Origin of the sequence: Streptomyces sp. 2-1, assembly GCF_048564895.1 — a bacterium.
Classification (GTDB): Bacteria; Actinomycetota; Actinomycetes; order Streptomycetales; family Streptomycetaceae; genus Streptomyces; species Streptomyces phaeochromogenes.
The window spans coordinates 7,673,800-7,691,421 of record NZ_CP183383.1; the positions used below are offsets into that span (position 1 = coordinate 7,673,800).

Annotated in this window: 12 protein-coding genes; 10 read left to right on the top strand and 2 right to left on the bottom strand. The window is 70.2% G+C overall.

The window, feature by feature from the left end; all coding sequences use genetic code 11:
* The first annotated feature begins 129 nt into the window (after window positions 1-129).
* Window positions 130-1,173: a 3-isopropylmalate dehydrogenase gene (locus ACN20J_RS33855; protein WP_189843633.1), complete on the top strand. Its 1,044-nt coding sequence runs from the start codon at window positions 130-132 to the stop codon at window positions 1,171-1,173.
* A gap of 254 nt (window positions 1,174-1,427) precedes the next feature.
* Window positions 1,428-2,516 (top strand): branched-chain amino acid aminotransferase, encoded by a 1,089-nt coding sequence (locus tag ACN20J_RS33860; RefSeq protein ID WP_419667467.1) that lies wholly within the window; start codon window positions 1,428-1,430, stop codon window positions 2,514-2,516.
* Window positions 2,517-2,580: 64 nt separating this feature from the next.
* Here the strand turns inward: ACN20J_RS33860 and ACN20J_RS33865 are convergent, their stop codons facing one another.
* Window positions 2,581-4,029, bottom strand: coding sequence for a cytosine permease (locus ACN20J_RS33865; protein ID WP_419667468.1), 1,449 nt, complete (start codon window positions 4,027-4,029; stop codon window positions 2,581-2,583).
* Between the two features lie 152 nt (window positions 4,030-4,181).
* Between ACN20J_RS33865 and ureA the strand changes: the two genes are divergently transcribed.
* The 7 genes from ureA (at window position 4,182) to cimA (ending at window position 12,166) form a co-directional block, all read left to right on the top strand.
* Entirely contained in the window at window positions 4,182-4,904 is a 723-nt protein-coding gene (gene ureA, locus ACN20J_RS33870) for an urease subunit gamma (protein WP_190232262.1), read from the top strand.
* Window positions 4,901-6,592, top strand: a complete 1,692-nt coding sequence (locus ACN20J_RS33875; RefSeq protein WP_419667469.1) for an urease subunit alpha — start codon at window positions 4,901-4,903, stop codon at window positions 6,590-6,592. Before ureA ends, ACN20J_RS33875 begins: the two co-directional genes overlap by 4 nt.
* Before the next feature lie 50 nt (window positions 6,593-6,642).
* Window positions 6,643-7,683 (top strand): agmatine deiminase family protein, encoded by a 1,041-nt coding sequence (locus ACN20J_RS33880; RefSeq protein WP_419667470.1) that lies wholly within the window; start codon window positions 6,643-6,645, stop codon window positions 7,681-7,683.
* Window positions 7,684-7,715: 32 nt separating this feature from the next.
* Complete coding sequence (locus ACN20J_RS33885) at window positions 7,716-8,210, top strand: hypothetical protein (protein WP_419667471.1); 495 nt, start codon at window positions 7,716-7,718, stop codon at window positions 8,208-8,210.
* Window positions 8,207-8,812 carry a TetR/AcrR family transcriptional regulator gene (locus ACN20J_RS33890; RefSeq protein ID WP_189843624.1) on the top strand — a complete coding sequence of 202 codons (606 nt, stop codon included), beginning with the start codon at window positions 8,207-8,209 and terminating at the stop codon, window positions 8,810-8,812. Before ACN20J_RS33885 ends, ACN20J_RS33890 begins: the two co-directional genes overlap by 4 nt.
* A 123-nt stretch (window positions 8,813-8,935) precedes the next feature.
* Window positions 8,936-10,204 (top strand): hypothetical protein, encoded by a 1,269-nt coding sequence (locus tag ACN20J_RS33895; RefSeq protein ID WP_419667472.1) that lies wholly within the window; start codon window positions 8,936-8,938, stop codon window positions 10,202-10,204.
* A 321-nt stretch (window positions 10,205-10,525) separates the two neighbouring features.
* A complete protein-coding gene (gene cimA, locus ACN20J_RS33900) occupies window positions 10,526-12,166 on the top strand; it encodes a citramalate synthase (protein WP_189843622.1) in 1,641 nt (546 codons plus the stop codon).
* 244 nt (window positions 12,167-12,410) lie between these two features.
* Here the strand turns inward: cimA and ACN20J_RS33905 are convergent, their stop codons facing one another.
* Window positions 12,411-14,288: a ricin-type beta-trefoil lectin domain protein gene (locus tag ACN20J_RS33905; RefSeq protein WP_419667473.1), complete on the bottom strand. Its 1,878-nt coding sequence runs from the start codon at window positions 14,286-14,288 to the stop codon at window positions 12,411-12,413.
* A 252-nt stretch (window positions 14,289-14,540) separates the two neighbouring features.
* Here ACN20J_RS33905 and ACN20J_RS33910 point away from each other — a divergent pair, with 252 nt between their 5' ends.
* Window positions 14,541-17,561 (top strand): glycoside hydrolase family 3 protein, encoded by a 3,021-nt coding sequence (locus tag ACN20J_RS33910; RefSeq protein WP_362301504.1) that lies wholly within the window; start codon window positions 14,541-14,543, stop codon window positions 17,559-17,561.
* The last annotated feature ends 61 nt before the right edge of the window (window positions 17,562-17,622 follow it).

Consider the following 17,622-nt stretch of genomic DNA (forward strand, 5'->3'; position numbering starts at 1 on the left):
CCAGCGTGTCCCAACAACCGCCATACGTACGGGTGAACGGGGGACGACGGATTGATGCGCGGTCATCCGGTCGTGTCCGTATCGCGGACTCCCCATGTCATCCCGTGGGACGAGGAGTAGGGTGCCGACATGTCTCGCAGCCTCAATCTCGCAGTGATCCCCGGTGACGGCATCGGTCAGGAAGTCGTGGCCCAAGGCCTGAAGGTCCTCTCGGCCGTCCTCCCGCAGGATGTGAAGCTGGAGACCAAGGAGTTCGACTTCGGCGCCAAGCGTTACCACGCGACCGGTGAGACCCTCACCGAGGCCGACCTGGACGCCCTGAAGAAGCACGACGCCATCCTGCTCGGCGCGATCGGTGACCCGAGCGTGCCGTCCGGTGTCCTGGAGCGCGGTTTCCTGCTCAAGCTCCGCTTCGCCTTCGACCACCACGTCAACCTGCGTCCGTCGAAGCTCCTTCCGGGTGTCGCCACCCCGCTCGCCGGCCAGCCGGAGATCGACTTCGTCGTGGTCCGCGAGGGCACCGAGGGCCCGTACACGGGCAACGGCGGCACGATCCGCAAGGGCACCGAGCACGAGGTCGCCACCGAGGTCTCCGTGAACACGGCCTTCGGTGTGGAGCGCGTCGTCCGTGACGCCTTCGCCCGCGCCCAGGCCCGCCCGCGCAAGAAGCTCACGCTGGTCCACAAGAACAACGTGCTGACCTTCGCGGGTCACCTGTGGACGAACGTCTTCAACAAGGTGGCCGAGGAGTTCCCCGAGGTCACCACGGACTACATCCACGTGGACGCCGCGACGATCTACCTCGTCACGGACCCCGCCCGCTTCGACGTGATCGTCACCGACAACCTCTTCGGCGACATCATCACCGACCTCGCCGCGGCCGTCTCCGGCGGCATCGGCGTCGCCGCCTCCGGCAACATCAACCCGAGCGGCGAGTTCCCGTCCATGTTCGAGCCCGTCCACGGCTCGGCCCCGGACATCGCAGGTCAGGGCAAGGCCGACCCCAGCGCCACCGTCCTGTCCGTCGCCCTCCTGCTGCGCCACCTCGGCCACGAGTCCGAGGCCGCGCGCATCGAGGACGCCGTCTCCGCCGACCTCGCGGAGCGCGTCGGCAAGCCCGCCCGCAGCACCGAGGAAATCGGCGACGCGCTCGCCGTACGAGTAGCCGGCTGACCCGCCGCGCCACTCGAAACTCTCGAAGCCGCCGGGTCTCTCAAGCACCCGGCGGCTTTTCTATGTCCCCGCCGGGTGTCACCATCATCCTCTGGGTCGCATTCACGCCCTTTTCGTCCATGGCCCCGCACGCGCGATAATCGAACGCGGAGCCGCGGAATGAGGGAATGCTCGGACGTCCTAACACCGGCCACTGGCAGGTACAGGCGTGAGCGCGGCCCGTCACACACGAAACCGGTGAAGGACAACCACTCATGACGACGCCCACGATCGAGCTCAAGCCCTCGGCCTCGCCACTCTCCGGAGCGGAGCGCGAGGCCATCCTCGCCAGCCCCGGGTTCGGCCGCCACTTCACCGACCACATGGTGACGATCAAGTGGACCGAGGGCCGCGGCTGGCACGACGGCCAGCTCACGCCGTACGGACCGCTCTCCCTCGACCCGGCGACCAACGTCCTGCACTACGCGCAGGAGATCTTCGAGGGCCTGAAGGCCTACCGGCAGCCCGACGGCTCCGTCGCCACCTTCCGCCCGGACCGCAACGCCCTGCGCTTCCAGGCCTCCGCCCGTCGCCTTGCGATGCCCGAGCTGCCGGTCGAGACGTTCATCGAGGCGTGCGACGCGCTGGTCCAGCAGGACAAGGCATGGGTGCCCGCGCACGGCGGCGAGGAGTCGCTCTACCTGCGCCCGTTCATGATCGCGAGCGAGGTCGGCCTGGGCGTGAAGCCCGCCAACGAGTACCTCTTCCTGGTCATCGCGTCCCCGGCCGGCGCGTACTTCCCGGGCGGCGTGAAGCCCGTCTCGATCTGGCTCTCCGAGGACCGTGTGCGCGCCGTCCCCGGCGGCATGGGCGACGCCAAGACCGGCGGCAACTACGCCGCGTCCCTGCTCGCCCAGGCCGAGGCCGCCTCGAAGGGCTGTGACCAGGTCTGCTACCTCGACGCCGTCGAGCACACGTGGGTCGAGGAACTGGGCGGCATGAACCTGTACTTCGTGTACGGGGACAAGATCGTCACGCCCACCCTGACGGGCTCCATCCTGGAGGGCGTCACCCGCGACTCGCTCCTCTCGGTCGCCCGTGACCTCGGCTACGAGTCCGAGGAGGCCCGCGTCTCCATCGACCAGTGGCAGCGCGACGCCGAGAACGGCACCCTGACCGAGGTCTTCGCCTGCGGCACTGCGGCCGTCATCACCCCCGTCGGCACGGTCAAGCGCTCCTCCGCCGAGTGGCAGCAGTCCGGCGGCGAGCCCGGCGAGGTCACCCTCAAGCTCCGCCAGGCCCTCCTCGACATCCAGCGGGGCGTGACGAAGGACCAGCACGGCTGGATGCACAACCTGGGCTGAGCCTCCGGCTCGGTAGTCACGTTGCATGAGGCCCGCCCCCTGTGCCGGGGGCGGGCCTTTCGCGCTACTGGGAGACCGAGGCCCGCTGGGTGTCCGTCCCGGACGGTTCGGAAGGCACCGGCGGCTGAGGTGCCCGTGTCCTTGCCGTCAGAGCCAGATACGCGATGCCTCCCACCAGCCCCGACAGCAGGAAACTGCAGTCCACCCCGCCGGTCAGCGTCAGCAGCGGGCCCTCGTACGACGGGAGGGACACCGCGAGGAGGCCGGTGGTGGCGCCCAGGGTCCACGACAGCGTGGCCGGGATGTTCCAGCCGGCCGAGTACCAGTAGATCCCGCCCCTGGAACGGCGGTTGAAGACCTGGAGGGCGTCCGGGTCGTACACCCCGCGGCAGCGTACGAAGCCGATCAGTGTGATGACCGCCCATGGTGTGCCGACCGCCGTGAGGAGCAGTACGAAGGACGTCATCGCGTCCTGGGCGCTCGACGCGTAGTGGCCGACGAAGACGCAGGCCGTGGCGACGACGGCGACGGTGTACGTGGCCCGGGTGCGGGAGGCGCGCGGGAGGATCGCGTCGAGGTCGAGGCCCATGGAGTAGAGCATCAGACCCGCGTTGCCGATGGATCCGGCGGAGGCGGCGAGCAGGAGCGGGACGAGGTACCAGCCGGGGGCGGCGGAGACCAGCGGGCCCGCGTAGTCGAGGGCCGCGCCGGCCGCGTACGCCGTGAAGGTGCCGAAGAGCTGAGGGATCAGGAGCCCGGCGGTCAGGCCCAGCCAGGTCGCGTGCAGGACCGTACGGGAGGAGTGCCGGGCGGGTGAGATGTAACGCGTGTAGTCGCCGAGCAGCGTGATGAACGCGACCGGGCCCGAGAGACCCGCGGCCACCGCCGCCAGCAGCCACGTCGGCCAGAAGCCGCCGAGCAGATAGCCGCCCGCCTCCGGCAGTGCGGAGGTCGTGAAGTGCGGCGCGTACGCGAACACCCCGAGGACCAGCAGGGCCGTCATGCCCACGGCCAGGATCCGGGACATGCGGAGCAGCACGCGATAGCCGTACACCGCGCCCGCGACGGTGGCCGCCGAGAGCAGGGCGTAGACCAGCGCGTACGAGAGGTCGGAGGCAGGCAGTCCGAACAGGCGGTGCAGTACGCCGACCATCACGTCGCCGCCGATCCACACGGTCAGGGCCGTGTAGCCGAGGGCGAGCAGGAGCCCGACGACCGAGCCGACGAGCCGGCCGCGGACGCCGAACTGGGCGCCGGACGACGTCGAGAGGTTCGTCGCCGTGCGCAGGGAGACCAGCGCGAGCGGAGCCGTGAGGGCCGTGCCCACCAGCGTGCCCACGACGACCGATGTGACGGACGACCACCAGTCCAGCCCGAAGGACGGCGGTAGCCAGCCGAAGATGATCACGCCGAGACAGAGGTTCGAGCCGAGCAGGATCGAGACCAGGTCCCGGGGGCCGCTCGTCCGCTCCTCCTCCGGGATGGTGTCGACTCCGTGTTGTTCCACCGGCATGGCAGGTCCCCTTCGATCGGCCCCTTGCGCCCCGCACTTTAGAGCGACGTTCAATGTGCCGGGTTCCGAATCGTGCGTCAATGGTTCCGTTCCATGAAGCCCATGATTAGAGTGATGCTCTAAATCGTGTGGACGCAAGGAGGTGTCGTGACGTGAGACTGACCCCCACGGAACGTGACCGGCTGCTCCTGTTCGGGGCCGCCGAGCTGGCCCGTGCCCGTCGGGCGCGCGGCCTCAGGCTCAACGTGCCGGAGGCGACCGCGCTCATCGCGGACACCGTCTGCGAGGCCGCGCGGGACGGGCGACGGCTCGCCGAGGCCATCGAGGCGGCCCGCGCGGTGCTCGGCCCTGACGACGTGCTGCCGGGTGTCGCCGACGTCGTGACCGAGGTGCATGTCGAGGCCGTCTTCGACGACGGCTCGCGACTCGCGGTCGTGGCCGACCCCATCGGCGGCGGGCTGGGGGACCGGGCCCCCGGGGCGCTGCTGCCGGGGCCCGCGCACGCCGAGCCCGATCCCGAGGCGGTCGTGCGGCTCACGGTCACCAACACCGCCACCGTTCCTGTCTCCGTCACCTCCCACTTCCACTTCTTCGAGGCCAACCCGCGGCTCGACTTCCCGCGCGCGGACGCCTACGGGATGCGGCTCGCCGTGCCCGCCGGGTCGTCGGTGCGGTTCGGGCCGGGCGAGCGCGTCGAGGTCGGGCTCGTACCCGTCGGGGGCGAGCGGATCGCGATCGGGTTCGCCGGGCTCGTGGACGGCCCGCTGGACGCGCCGGGCGCGAAGGAGGAGGCCCTGCACAGGGCCGCCGCCTGCGGATATCTGGGAGCCGAGGCTCCCGGCGACGGGTTTCAGGGGAAGGGAGCGACACGATGAATCCGTACGAGTACGCCGCCACCCACGGCCCCCGGGCCGGCGACCGCGTCCGCCTCGGCGACTCGGGGCTCACCATCCGCGTCGAGTCCGACGCCCAGAAGTACGGCGACGAGTTCCTCGCCGGGTTCGGCAAGACCGCGCGCGACGGACTGCACCTCAAGGCCGCCGCCGTCCGCGAGACCTGTGACGTCGTCATCAGCAACGTCGTGGTCATCGACGCGGCGCAGGGGATCCGGAAGGTCTCCATCGGCATCCGCGAGGGGCGGATCTGCTCCATCGGCCGGGCCGGGAACCCCGACACCCTCGACGGCGTCGACGTCGTGGTCGGCACGGGTACGTCCATCGTCTCCGGGGAAGGGCTGATCGCCACCGCCGGAGCCGTCGACACGCACGTCCACCTGCTTTCGCCGCGCGTCATGGAGGCCTCACTCGCGTCCGGCGTGACGACGATCGTCGGGCAGGAGTTCGGGCCGGTCTGGGGCGTCGGCGTCAACTCGCCCTGGGCGCTGCGGCACGCGTTCAACGCGTTCGACGCGTGGCCGGTCAACATCGGCTTCCTGGGCCGGGGTTCCTCCTCGCACGAGGCGCCGCTCGTCGAGGCCCTGGCCGAGGGCGGGGCGTCCGGCTTCAAGGTGCACGAGGACATGGGCGCCCACACCCGTGCGCTCGACACGGCCCTCCGGGTCGCCGAGGAGCACGACGTCCAAGTCGCCCTGCACAGCGACGGGTTGAACGAGTGTCTGTCCGTCGAGGACACCCTGCGCGTCCTCGAGGGCCGCACCATCCACGCCTTCCACATCGAGGGCTGCGGCGGCGGTCACGTACCGAACGTGCTGAAAATGGCGGGAGTCCCGAACGTCATCGGCTCCTCCACCAACCCCACCCTGCCCTTCGGCCGGGACGCCGTCGCCGAGCACTACGGGATGATCGTCTCCGTCCACGACCTCAAGACCGACCTGCCCGGCGACGCGGCGATGGCCCGCGACCGGATACGGGCCGGGACGATGGGCGCCGAGGACGTCCTGCACGACCTGGGCGCGATCGGCATCACCTCGTCGGACGCACAGGGGATGGGGCGTGCGGGGGAGACCGTGCGCCGGACCTTCGCCATGGCCGGGAAGATGAAGGCGGAGCTGGGGCCGATCGAGGGGGACCACTCCGGCGACTCGGGTGACGACAACGCGCGCGTCCTGCGCTACATCGCCAAGCTCACCATCAACCCCGCCATCGCGCACGGCCTCGCCCACGAGGTCGGCTCCATCGAGACCGGCAAGCTCGCCGACATCGTGCTGTGGCGCCCCGAGTTCTTCGGCGCGAAACCGCAGCTCGTGCTGAAGTCCGGCTTCCCGGCGTACGGAGTCGTCGGCGACCCGAACGCGGCGACCGACACCTGCGAACCGCTCGTCCTCGGACCGCAGTTCGGGGCGCATGGCAGCACACCCGCGGACATCTCGGTCGCCTTCGTGGCACAGGCAGCGCTCGACCAGGGCAACGACACCATGCCAACACGCCGCCGCCGCGTGGCCGTTCGCGGCACCCGCGGTATCGGTCCGGCCGACCTGCGCCTCAACTCCCGTACGGGCACGGTCGATGTGGACCAGCGCACCGGCCTGGTCACGCTCGACGGCGACCCGTTGCGCTCCGAGCCGGCCGACTCGGTCTCCCTCAACCGCCTGTACTTCCTGTGAGAAACCCGATGAGGCCCGACGAGAACCCCGAGGACCCGATGAGGACCCCGATGAACAAGGCTGCCGCCGACGGCTTCCGCATGCCCGCCGAGTGGACCCCGCACGAGCGCACCTGGATGGCGTGGCCGGGCCCCAATGTCACCTTCGACGACCCGGGCGGCCTCGCCGGGTCGCGCGCGGCGTGGGCGGCGGTGGCCCGTACGGTCCGGCGCTTCGAACCGGTGACCGTGGTGTGCGGTCCCGGGCAGTCCCCGGCGGCCCGGGAGCTCCTCGGCCCGGACATCGACACCGTCGAGCGGGAACTCGACGACGCCTGGATGCGCGACATCGGCCCCACCTTCCTCACCGACGGGAAGGGCGAACTCGCCGCCGTGGACTGGACGTTCAACGGCTGGGGCGCCCAGGACTGGGCCCGCTGGGAACACGACGCCAAGATCGGGGCGTACGTGTCGGACCTGGCCGGGGCACGGACGTACACCTCGAAGCTCGTCAACGAGGGCGGCGCGATCCACGTGGACGGCGAGGGCACGGTGCTGCTCACCGAGACCGTGCAGCTCGGCCCCGAGCGGAACCCTGGCTGGACGAGGGAGCAGGTGGAGGCGGAGATCCACGCCCAGCTCGGCACCCGCAGGGCGATCTGGCTGCCGCGCGGACTGACCGGCGACTATCCCCCGTACGGATACGGGACGCTCGGCCATGTCGACATCGTCGCCGCCTTCGCCCGGCCCGGAGTCGTCGTCGCGCACTCCCAGCCGGACCCGGCGCACCCCGACCACGAGGTGTCGAAGGAGATCATCGGGCTGCTCAGGGCGCAGACCGACGCACGGGGCCGCCGGATCGAGGTCGTCGAGGTCCCGGCCCCGACGGTCCTGGAGGCGGACGGCCACTGGGCCGACTACTCCTACATCAACCACTACCTCTGCAACGGCGGAGTCGTGCTCTGCGGCTTCGACGACCCGCGCGACGAGATCGCGGCCGGGATCTTCCGGCGGCTGTTCCCCGACCGGACGGTCACGCTGGTGGACGCCCGGGCGATCTTTGCGGGCGGCGGCGGCATCCACTGCATCACGCAACAGCAGCCGAGGGTCTGATGGCGACAGGAACGGTCAGGTAGAACGTACGGGTGAACGTACTGTTTTGTGCCGCCTGCGGGCGTCGGCTGACCGAGCCCGTCCGGCCGCTCGACGAGATGCCCGAGTACCCCGGCTGGGACGGCAAGCCCGACGCGGAGGGGCGGCGGCACGGTCCGGCGAGTGTCCAGCGCGGCACGTATGTAATCGATCCGCAGCCGTTCGGGGCGCCCTTCGAGCCGTACGAGGGAGACGAGGACGCGTACGACGGGATCGTGCCCGGCGGGATGTGGATGTCCGACGAGCGGGGCTCGCTCGTGTCCGCCGGGCCGCGCGGCACCTACGTGCTGCACCCGCTCGACGTCGTCGAGCTGGACTTCCACCCCGACATGTCCCGCCTGGGGGGCTGCTGCGGCGCGAGCCCCTTCGAGGGCGTCAACCGCGTCTGCTCCTGCGGCGCCGAGATCGCTGTCGAGGCCAGTGACTGCTCGGGCGGCTACGAGACCCGGCTCGTCCCGGACGCCGTCCGTGTGGAGGCCGTCGCGTGACGACCCGTCGCCGCAACACCGCCCCGCCCCGCGAGGACGTCCTCGCCGTGGCGATGGACATGATCGCCGAGAGCGGTCTGGAGAAGCTCACCATGGCGGCGCTCGGCCGCGAGGTCGGCATGAGCAGCGGTCACCTCCTCTACTACTTCCACTCCAAGGACGAGCTGCTGCTGCGCACCCTGGAGTGGAGCGAGGGGCGCCTCGGCGCGGAGCGCGGCCGGCTGCTCACCCGGGCGGCCCCGGCGCGCGAGCGCCTCGACGCGTACGTCGACCTGTACGTGCCCGACGGCCACCGCGACCCGCACTGGACCCTCTGGCTGGAGGTCTGGAACCGCTCGCAGAACGCCGACGAGGACGCCCGCGAGCGACAGGCCGCGATCGAGGGCGCCTGGCACCGCGACCTGGTGGCGCTGCTGGCGGAGGGGGTCTCGCGCGGGGAGTTCCGCCCGGTGGACCCGGACCGTTTCGCGTCCCGGCTGAGGGCCCTCCTCGACGGCTTCTCCATCCATGTGGCGATCGGGCTGCGGGGCACGGACCGGGGCCAGATCCTCGGCCACGTACGGGAGTTCCTGGACGAGACGCTGGCGCGCTCGGACACCTGAGCAGCCGTCCAGGTTGTACTCAATTCGGCTGATTGACCCCGTGTCAGTGGTGAGTTTGTATCCCTGTGGGCCCCTGGCATCGGGCCGGGGGAGATGCGACCAACGGGACACACGGGGGGAACCATGACCAACGCAAGGAGTCTCGCGCTCTGCGCCGCCCTGGCCGCCGCACTGACCGGCGTGGCCCTGCCGGCCACCGCGTCCGCCGCACCGCCCGTTCCGGGCACCGAGAAGGTCAGCGTGGCGCCCGACGGGGCCGACGGCGACCGCGGATCGGTCGTCGGCGGCATGAGCGCGAACGGCCGCTATGTGGCCTTCCGCTCGCAGGCCGCCAACCTCGTCGCGGGCGACACCAACGACGCGACCGACGCCTTCGTGCGCGACCTCAGGACCGGCGTCACCAGCAGGGTCAGCACCGCCGCCGACGGCAGTCAGAGCGACGGGAACGTCGAGGACGTCTCGCTGAGCGCCGACGGCCGCCATCTGGCGTTCAGTTCGACCGCGACCGACCTGGTGCCCGGAGACACCGGTGGCCGCTGGCACGTCTATGTGAAGGACCTCCGCACCGGGGCCGTCGAGCGTCTCGACGACAAGCAGGCGCCCGGCTACGACACCGGGCGCCAGCCCGCGATCAGTGCGGACGGCCGCTATGTCGCCTTCGCCGCGAGCCGTTCGGAGGGCTCCTCGGAGCACGACCAGCACGCCCGGGTCTACCGCGTCGACCGCACGACCGGCACCGCCGTCCGGGTCAGCCAGGCGCCCGATCCCGGGCGGTGGCGATCGGTCACGAACCTGTCGATCAGCGCGGACGGCACACGTGTCGGCTACCAGTTCTTCGTCCCGTTCCCGACGAGCGGGGACTGGAGCGACATCTACGTCCGTGACGTACCCAGCGGCGAGCTGTGGCAGGCGGACAAGGCACCGGACGGTGTCGTCCCGGACGCCCAGTCCGAGTACCCGAGTGTCAGCGCCGACGGCCGTTACGTCCTCTTCCGCTCGCTCGACTCCCGGCTCACCCCGGGCGACACCAACAACGGCCAGAACATGTTCGTCCGCGACCTGAAGACCGGATCGATCCGACGGGTCGACGCCGCCGACCCGGGCGGGTCCACCGTGTCCGGTGCCCTCAGCGCCGACAACCGCCACCTCGCCTTCGGCTCGGTCGACTCCGGGGACCCCGACCACACACAGCGTGTGTACGTACGAGACCTGCGCACCGGCGCCACCACCCTCGCCAGCGTCGACACCGCCGGGGGCAAGAACGACGAGTCCGCGACCGGTCCGGTGATCGACGCGCACGGCCGCAGTGTCGCCTTCGACTCCTACTCGGCCGATCTGGTGCCGGGCGACACCTGGGACAGCCAGCACACGTTCGTACGCCACCTGCGGTGATCAGTACGCGACAGCCGAGGTGATCAACCGAGTGCTCGCATCCTGAGACGGACGGTGAGCATGGAGGCGGTATGTGCCAGACTGCCTCCGTGCTCTCGTTCGCCATGATTATTGGCAGCAGGCGCGCCGGTCCGCAGTGACCGCACCGTACGACCACGTACGGGCGGCCACCGTCGTCCTGACCCGCGCGCAGACCTCTCGCACCCGCGAGAGGTTTTTCTGTTTCCTGGCCCACCTTCAGCCGGGACCGGAGCGCGAGAGACCATGGACGGTGGAGCCGGTCATTCCGGTAGACCGAATCCGATACAGGAGCCTCAAGAGATGACGGACGCAACCGACGAGAATCGCGACTCCTCCCGTCGCGGCCCCTCCCGAGTCGACGACACCTTCCACGTCTTCGACACGACGCTGCGCGACGGTGCGCAGCGAGAGGGCATCAACCTCACCGTCGCGGACAAGCTGGCCATCGCACGGCACCTGGACGACTTCGGCGTGGGCTTCATCGAGGGCGGCTGGCCGGGGGCCAACCCGCGCGACACCGAGTTCTTCGCCCGCGCCCAGCAGGAGATCGACTTCAGGCACGCCCAGCTCGTCGCCTTCGGCGCCACCCGCCGGGCCGGCGGCAAGGCGAGCGAGGACCCGCAGGTCAAGGCGCTCGTCGCGTCGGGCGCGCCCGTCGTCACGCTCGTCGCCAAGTCCCACGACCGGCATGTCGAGCTGGCGCTGCGCACCACCCTCGAAGAGAACCTGGAGATGGTCCGCGACACCGTCTCCTACCTCCGCTCCCAGGACCGGCGCGTCTTCGTCGACTGCGAGCACTTCTTCGACGGCTACCGCGCCAACCCGCAGTACGCGAAGGCCGTCGTCCGGGCCGCCTCGGAGGCCGGCGCCGACGTGGTGGTGCTGTGCGACACCAACGGCGGCATGCTGCCCGCCCAGGTCCAGGCCGTCGTCGCCACCGTCCTCGCCGACACCGGCGCACGTCTTGGCATCCACGCCCAGGACGACACCGGCTGCGCCGTCGCCAACACCCTCGCCGCCGTCGACGCGGGCGCGACCCACGTCCAGTGCACGGCGAACGGCTACGGCGAGCGCGTCGGCAACTCCAACCTGTTCCCCGTGGTCGCCGCGCTTGAGCTCAAGTACGGCATGAAGGTCCTCCCCGAGGGCGCGCTCTCCGAGATGACCCGCATCTCGCACGCGATCGCCGAGGTCGTGAACCTGACCCCGTCCACGCACCAGCCGTACGTAGGTGTCTCGGCCTTCGCCCACAAGGGCGGCCTGCACGCGTCGGCCATCAAGGTCGACCCGGCGCTGTACCAGCACATCGACCCCGAGCAGGTCGGCAACACCATGCGGATGCTGGTGTCCGACATGGCCGGCCGCGCCTCCATCGAGCTCAAGGGCAAGGAGCTCGGCGTCGACCTGGGCGGCGACCGCGAGCTGATCGGGCGGGTCGTCGAGCGGGTCAAGGCGCGCGAGCTCCAGGGCTACACCTACGAGGCCGCGGACGCCTCCTTCGAGCTCATGCTCCGGGAGGAGATCGACGGCAAGGCCCGCAAGTACTTCGAGGTCGAGTCCTGGCGCGCCATCGTCGAGGACCGCCCCGACGGCAGCCACGCCAACGAGGCCACGGTCAAGCTCTTCGCCAAGGGCGAGCGCATCGTCGCCACCGCCGAGGGCAACGGGCCGGTCAACGCCCTCGACCGTTCCCTGCGCGTGGCCCTGGAGAAGATCTACCCCCAGCTCGCCAAGCTGGAGCTCGTCGACTACAAGGTCCGCATCCTGGAGGGCAAGCACGGCACCCAGTCCACGACGCGGGTCCTCATCTCCACCTCCGACGGTACGGGGGAGTGGTCGACGGTGGGCGTCGCGGAGAACGTGATCGCGGCGTCTTGGCAGGCGCTGGAGGACGCGTACACGTACGGTCTGCTGCGCGCGGGCGTCGAACCGGCCGAGTAGCCACCTCAGGGTTTCTCGCCCCCGCCGCCCCTACCCATCCCGTCCCTGGGGGCTGCCGCCCCCAGACCCCCGCATCGGCCTGAACGGCCTCGTCCTCAAACGCCGGACGGGCTGAAGTTGTCGGCCCGGGCTGCGAAATCTTCAGCCCCTCCGGCGTTTGAGGAGCGGGGGTTCGGGGGCGGAGCCCCTGAGTAAGGGACGGGAATGGGTAGGGGCGGCGGGGGCGAAAATCACCCCCGTCCCCCTACCGCAGCTGCCACTTCTGATTGGCAGCCCCCGTGCAGCTCCAGATCTGCCCCCGCGCCCCGTTCGCCGACGAGTTGTCGCTCACGTCAAGGCACTTGTTCGCGGCCGTATTGACGACGTCACCGGTCGAGGCGTTGTACGACCACCGCTGCGCCCCCGAGCCGTTGCAGTCGTAGAGCTGGACCTTCGCCCCGTCGGCGACGGACGCGCCGGTGACGTCGAGGCACTTCCCGAGGGAACGGACCGAACCGTCCGCGGCGAGCGTCCAGTTCTGCGCGGTCGAGCCGTTGCAGTCGTAGAGCTGGACCGCCGTGCCGTTGGCCGACGAACCGCCCGCCACGTCGAGGCACTTGCCCGCGAGCCCCACGAACGACCCGGCCTGCTCGCCGCCGCCCGACTGGGTGCCGGACCAGGTGAAGGTCGCGGACGTCTTGCCGGGGAGCGAGTAAGTGGCGTGCTGGGAGCCCCAGTTTATGGTCACGGTCTTCGCCGCGCTCGAGTCGTTGTACGCGATCAGGGCCTTCGAACCGTCCGTGTTGCGCCACGCCACGTTCGGCACGGACGAGCTCGCCGTGGAGGCGATGCGCTGGGCTCCGGGACGTACGAACTTCGTCAGGTGGCCCATCGTGTAGTACTCGACGGTGTAGTCGACCTGGCCGTGCCGGGAGTCCCCGTTGTGCACGGTTATCAGACCGTCGCAGGTGCCGCAGCCGCCGTTGTGCGGGCCGCGGTTCTGGTCCACGGCGAGCGACCACTTGGTCACCGACTTCGCCCAGTTACGGGTGTAGTCGATGATGTTCATCATGTCCTCGCGCTGCTGGTTGGCGATCCAGGTGCCGCCCGAGTGCTCGGTGCCGAAGGCGTCCAGCTGCGGATACTGGTTGTGCACGGTGGTCTGCTTGGCGACGTCGCCGCCGTAGCCGTGCCAGGCGATCCCGCCGAAGTTCGGGTGCGAGCGCACCGCCGCGTCGTCGACGGTCTGGGCGGCGTACGCGTCGTACGTGTCCCAGTTCCAGTCGTGCGCCAGCACCTTCGTGGACAGGCCCGCGCCCTGGAGCTTGGGCAGCAGCTCGCTCTTGGTGAAGTACGCGAGGCCGGCGCCGTTCCAGCTCATCGAGGGGTAGCCGGAGCAACAGGTCGGCTCGTTCTGGGCGGTGACGTAGTTGACCGGGACGCCCTGGTCGCGCCACGCCTGGAGGTACTTCACGAAGTAGTTGGCGTACGCCCCGTAGTTCTCGGCCTTCAGCCAGCCGCCGTTGAGCTGTCCGTTGTCCTTCATCCAGGCGGGCGCGGTCCACGGCGAGGCCATCAGTGTGAGGGACGGATTGAGCTGTCTGGCCTGCCGGGTGAGCGGCAGCACGTCCTGGAGGTCGTGGGCGATCGAGAACTCGGAGAGGTCCGGGTCGGTCTGCCCGGCCGGCACGTCGTCGTACGTGTAGCCGAAGCGGGCCAGGTCCGAGCCGCCCATCGGGTTGCGGAGCAGGGAGAGCCCGATGCCCTCGGTGGGGGAGAACAGCTTGCGCATGGTCGCGTCACGGGTCGCCTGGGTCAGGGCGCCGCTGCCGTCCATCAGCCAGGCCGCGGTGTCCGTGAAGGACGCGCCGCCGCCGGAGAACGACTGGTAGCGGGTGTTCTCGTCCACGGAGATGTTCTCGCCGCTGCCACCGCTGCCGGCCTGGAACGCGAAGGGGGTCTGCGCCTGCAGACCCCGCACGACATTCCGGCCGCCGGAGTCGTTCGTCGTGGTGAGCCAGGCCGTGACCTGCTCACCCGCGGCCTGCGCGGGCGTGGCACCGACGGTGGTCAGCCCTGCGGTGGTGAGCAGCCCGGCGAGGAGGAGCCGGGCCACCCGGAGGGGTCTTCTGGGGGTGCTCATGGTGCGCCGCCCTTCTGGAGGTGGGGGATGTGGGCGTGCGAGGCGTGAGTAAATGACGGCTTCGAACGGGCGTCAAGGGGGTGCGCGTTCAGTTTCTGAAGGAGCAACGGCCCTGATCCGGCCGGGATTTGGGTCTGTACCGCTTCTGACGTGAAGTCTTGACGGCTAGGCGGGGCATCAGTTAACTCACGCCGTGAGGTAAGTCCTGAGAGGTCAAGTCATAACAGCTGCACCAGAGCCGAGGGAAGGTCCATGCGAAGAACCGCCCTGCTCGTCTCCGCCACCCTGCTGACCGGGCTGCTTCCGTTCGCCGTGGCGGGCCCCGCCTCCGGGGCGGACGATCCCGCCCCCGTGCCCGTCGACAACTTCGAGGGCGAGATCCCGTTCGCGAACCCGCCCGCCGAGGGCATCTTCACCTGGGGCAGCGACACCGACGACCCGCCCACGCTGGAGCTCGCCGCCCGGGACGACGCGCCGCAGGGCGAGAAGGTCCTCTCCGGTACGTACGACATCAGCGGCTACGGCGGTTTCACGCACGACTTCGCCTTCGCCGAGCCGGCCCACGACTGGTCCGCGAGCAAGGGCATCCGCTTCTGGTGGGACGGCCGGAACAACGGCAAGAAGGTCAACTTCGAGCTCAAGGACGGCGGCGCCAACGGCGAGGCCTCCGAGCTGTGGACCACGTCCTTCACCGACGACTGGACCGGCTGGAAACAGCTGGAGATCCCCTTCACCGACTTCACCTACCGCACGGACTACCAGCCCGTCGGAGGCATCGACCAGGTCCTCGGCCTCACCGAGATGTGGGGCTACGCGCTCACGCTCCCGGTCGGCGTCCAGGACCAATTTGCCATGGACGGCGTGGAGTTGTACGGCAAGGCCGACCAGTCCCTGCGCGCCAACGTCGTCACCGACGCCGCCGTGTACCCCGTCGAGGAGGGCCGCTCGGCCGCCGTGAAGATCACGGTCGCCACCACCGGCTCCGCGCCCATCGACGAGCCGGTCACCGTCGCGTACGAGACGGCGGGCGGCACCGGTGAGTCCGGCAAGGACTACACCCCGGTCAAGGGCGAGCTGACCTTCCCGGCGGGCACGGCCTCCGGCGCCTCGCGGACCGTCACCGTGGCGACCCTGCGCGACAAGGCGGGCGAGAACGCCGAGACCGTCCCGCTGAAGCTGACGGTCACCGGCGCCAAGGCGCCCGCCGAGAACCCGCAGGTCGTGATCGACGCCCACGGACTCCCGTACCTGGACGCGAAGTTGCCGGTGAAGAAGCGGGTCGCCGATCTGCTCTCCCGGATGTCCCTCGCGGAGAAGGCCGGCCAGATGACCCAGGCCGAGCGCGGCGCGCTCACCACGCCGGGTGACATCGCGGCCTACGACCTCGGCTCGCTGCTCTCCGGCGGCGGTTCCACACCGACGCCGAACACGCCCGAGGCCTGGGCGAAGATGATCGACGGCTTCCAACTCCGGGCACAGGCAACCCGGTTCCAGATCCCGCTCATCTACGGCGTGGACGCCGTGCACGGCCACAACAACCTCGTCGGCGCCACGATCATGCCGCACAACATCGGCATCGGCGCGACGCGCGATCCCCAAGTCGCCTACGAGGCGGGGAAGGTGACCGCCGCCGAGGTTCGGGCCACCGGCATCCCGTGGGACTTCGCACCCTGCCTGTGCGTGACGCGCGACGAGCGCTGGGGGCGGACCTACGAGTCGTTCGGTGAGGACCCGGCGCTCGTCGAGTCCATGGAGACCGTCATCCAGGGCCTCCAAGGGGCGCCCAGCGGCAAGGACTTGAAGAGGAACGACAAGGTCCTCGCCACCGCCAAGCACTTCGTCGCCGACGGCGGCACCGAGTACGGCTCGTCCACGACCGGCACGTACACCATCGACCAGGGCATCACCAAGGTCACCCGGAAGGAGCTGGAAGCCGTCCACCTCGCGCCCTATCAGGACGCCGTGGACCGGGGCGTCGGCACGGTCATGCCCTCGTACTCCTCGCTCGACATCCTCGGCGACTCCGAGGGCCCGGTGAAGATGCACGCGGACGCCGCGATGATCAACGGCGTGCTCAAGGACCGCATGGGCTTCGACGGCTTCGTGATCAGCGACTGGCAGGCCATCGACCAGATCCCCGGCGACTACGCGAGCGACGTCCGTACGTCCGTCAACGCGGGCCTCGACATGATCATGGTCCCGTACGCGTACAAGGACTTCCACAAGACGCTGTCGGACGAGGTGACCGCCGGCCGGATCTCCGGGAAGCGGATCGACGACGCCGTGTCCCGGATCCTCACCCAGAAGTTCAAGCTGGGCCTCTTCGAGAAGCCGTACGCCGACACGAGCGGGGCCGCGGCGATCGGCTCGGCCGAGCACCGGGCCGTGGCCCGCGAGGCGGCGGCCGAGTCCCAGGTCCTGCTGAAGAACGCGGGCGGCGTGCTGCCGCTGAAGAAGTCGCAGAAGGTCTACGTCGCCGGGTCCAACGCCGACGACATCGGCAACCAGGCCGGCGGCTGGACCATCACCTGGCAGGGTTCCTCCGGGAAGATCACGGACGGGACGACGATCCTGGAGGGCATGCGGAAGGCCGGGAGCGCGGTCACGTACTCCAAGGACGCTTCGGCGCCGACGGACGGCCATGACGTGGGTGTCGTGGTCGTCGGCGAGACGCCGTACGCCGAGGGCATCGGCGATGTCGGCAACGGCAACGACCTGGTGTTCTCCGCCGCGGACCGGGCCGCCGTCGACAAGGTGTGCGGCGCCATGAAGTGCGCGGTGCTGATCGTCTCCGGGCGGCCTCAGCTCGTCGGCGACCAGCTCGGCGACATCGACGCGCTGGTCGCGTCCTGGCTGCCGGGCACCGAGGGCGACGGCGTCGCGGACGTGCTGTACGGGAAGCGGGCCTTCACCGGTCAGCTGCCGCTCACCTGGCCGAAGTCGGAGGCCCAGCTGCCGATCAACGTCGGCGACGCCTCGTACGATCCGCAGTTCCCGTACGGATGGGGCCTGACCACGCTGACCTCGGTACCCGGCGGGGGCACCAGTGCCCTGAAGGCCCTTGCCGTCGCGGCCGCCGTGGCCGAGAAGGCCGGGTCCGAGACGGCCGGGCGCGCCATCGTCACCAAGGCGCGGCTGCTCGTCCAGCAGAAGATGGGGCAGACGATCACGGCGGCGAGCGCGAAGCCCTTCGCCGACGCCGATCACCTGCTGCTGACCGGCCGCTACGCGCAGGCGGTGGCGAAGCTGACGGCGGCGTACCGGGCCGTCTGACCCCGCTGGACCGTTTACACGCCAGGTCCGGTGGGCGGCGAATGTGCCGCCCACCGGACCT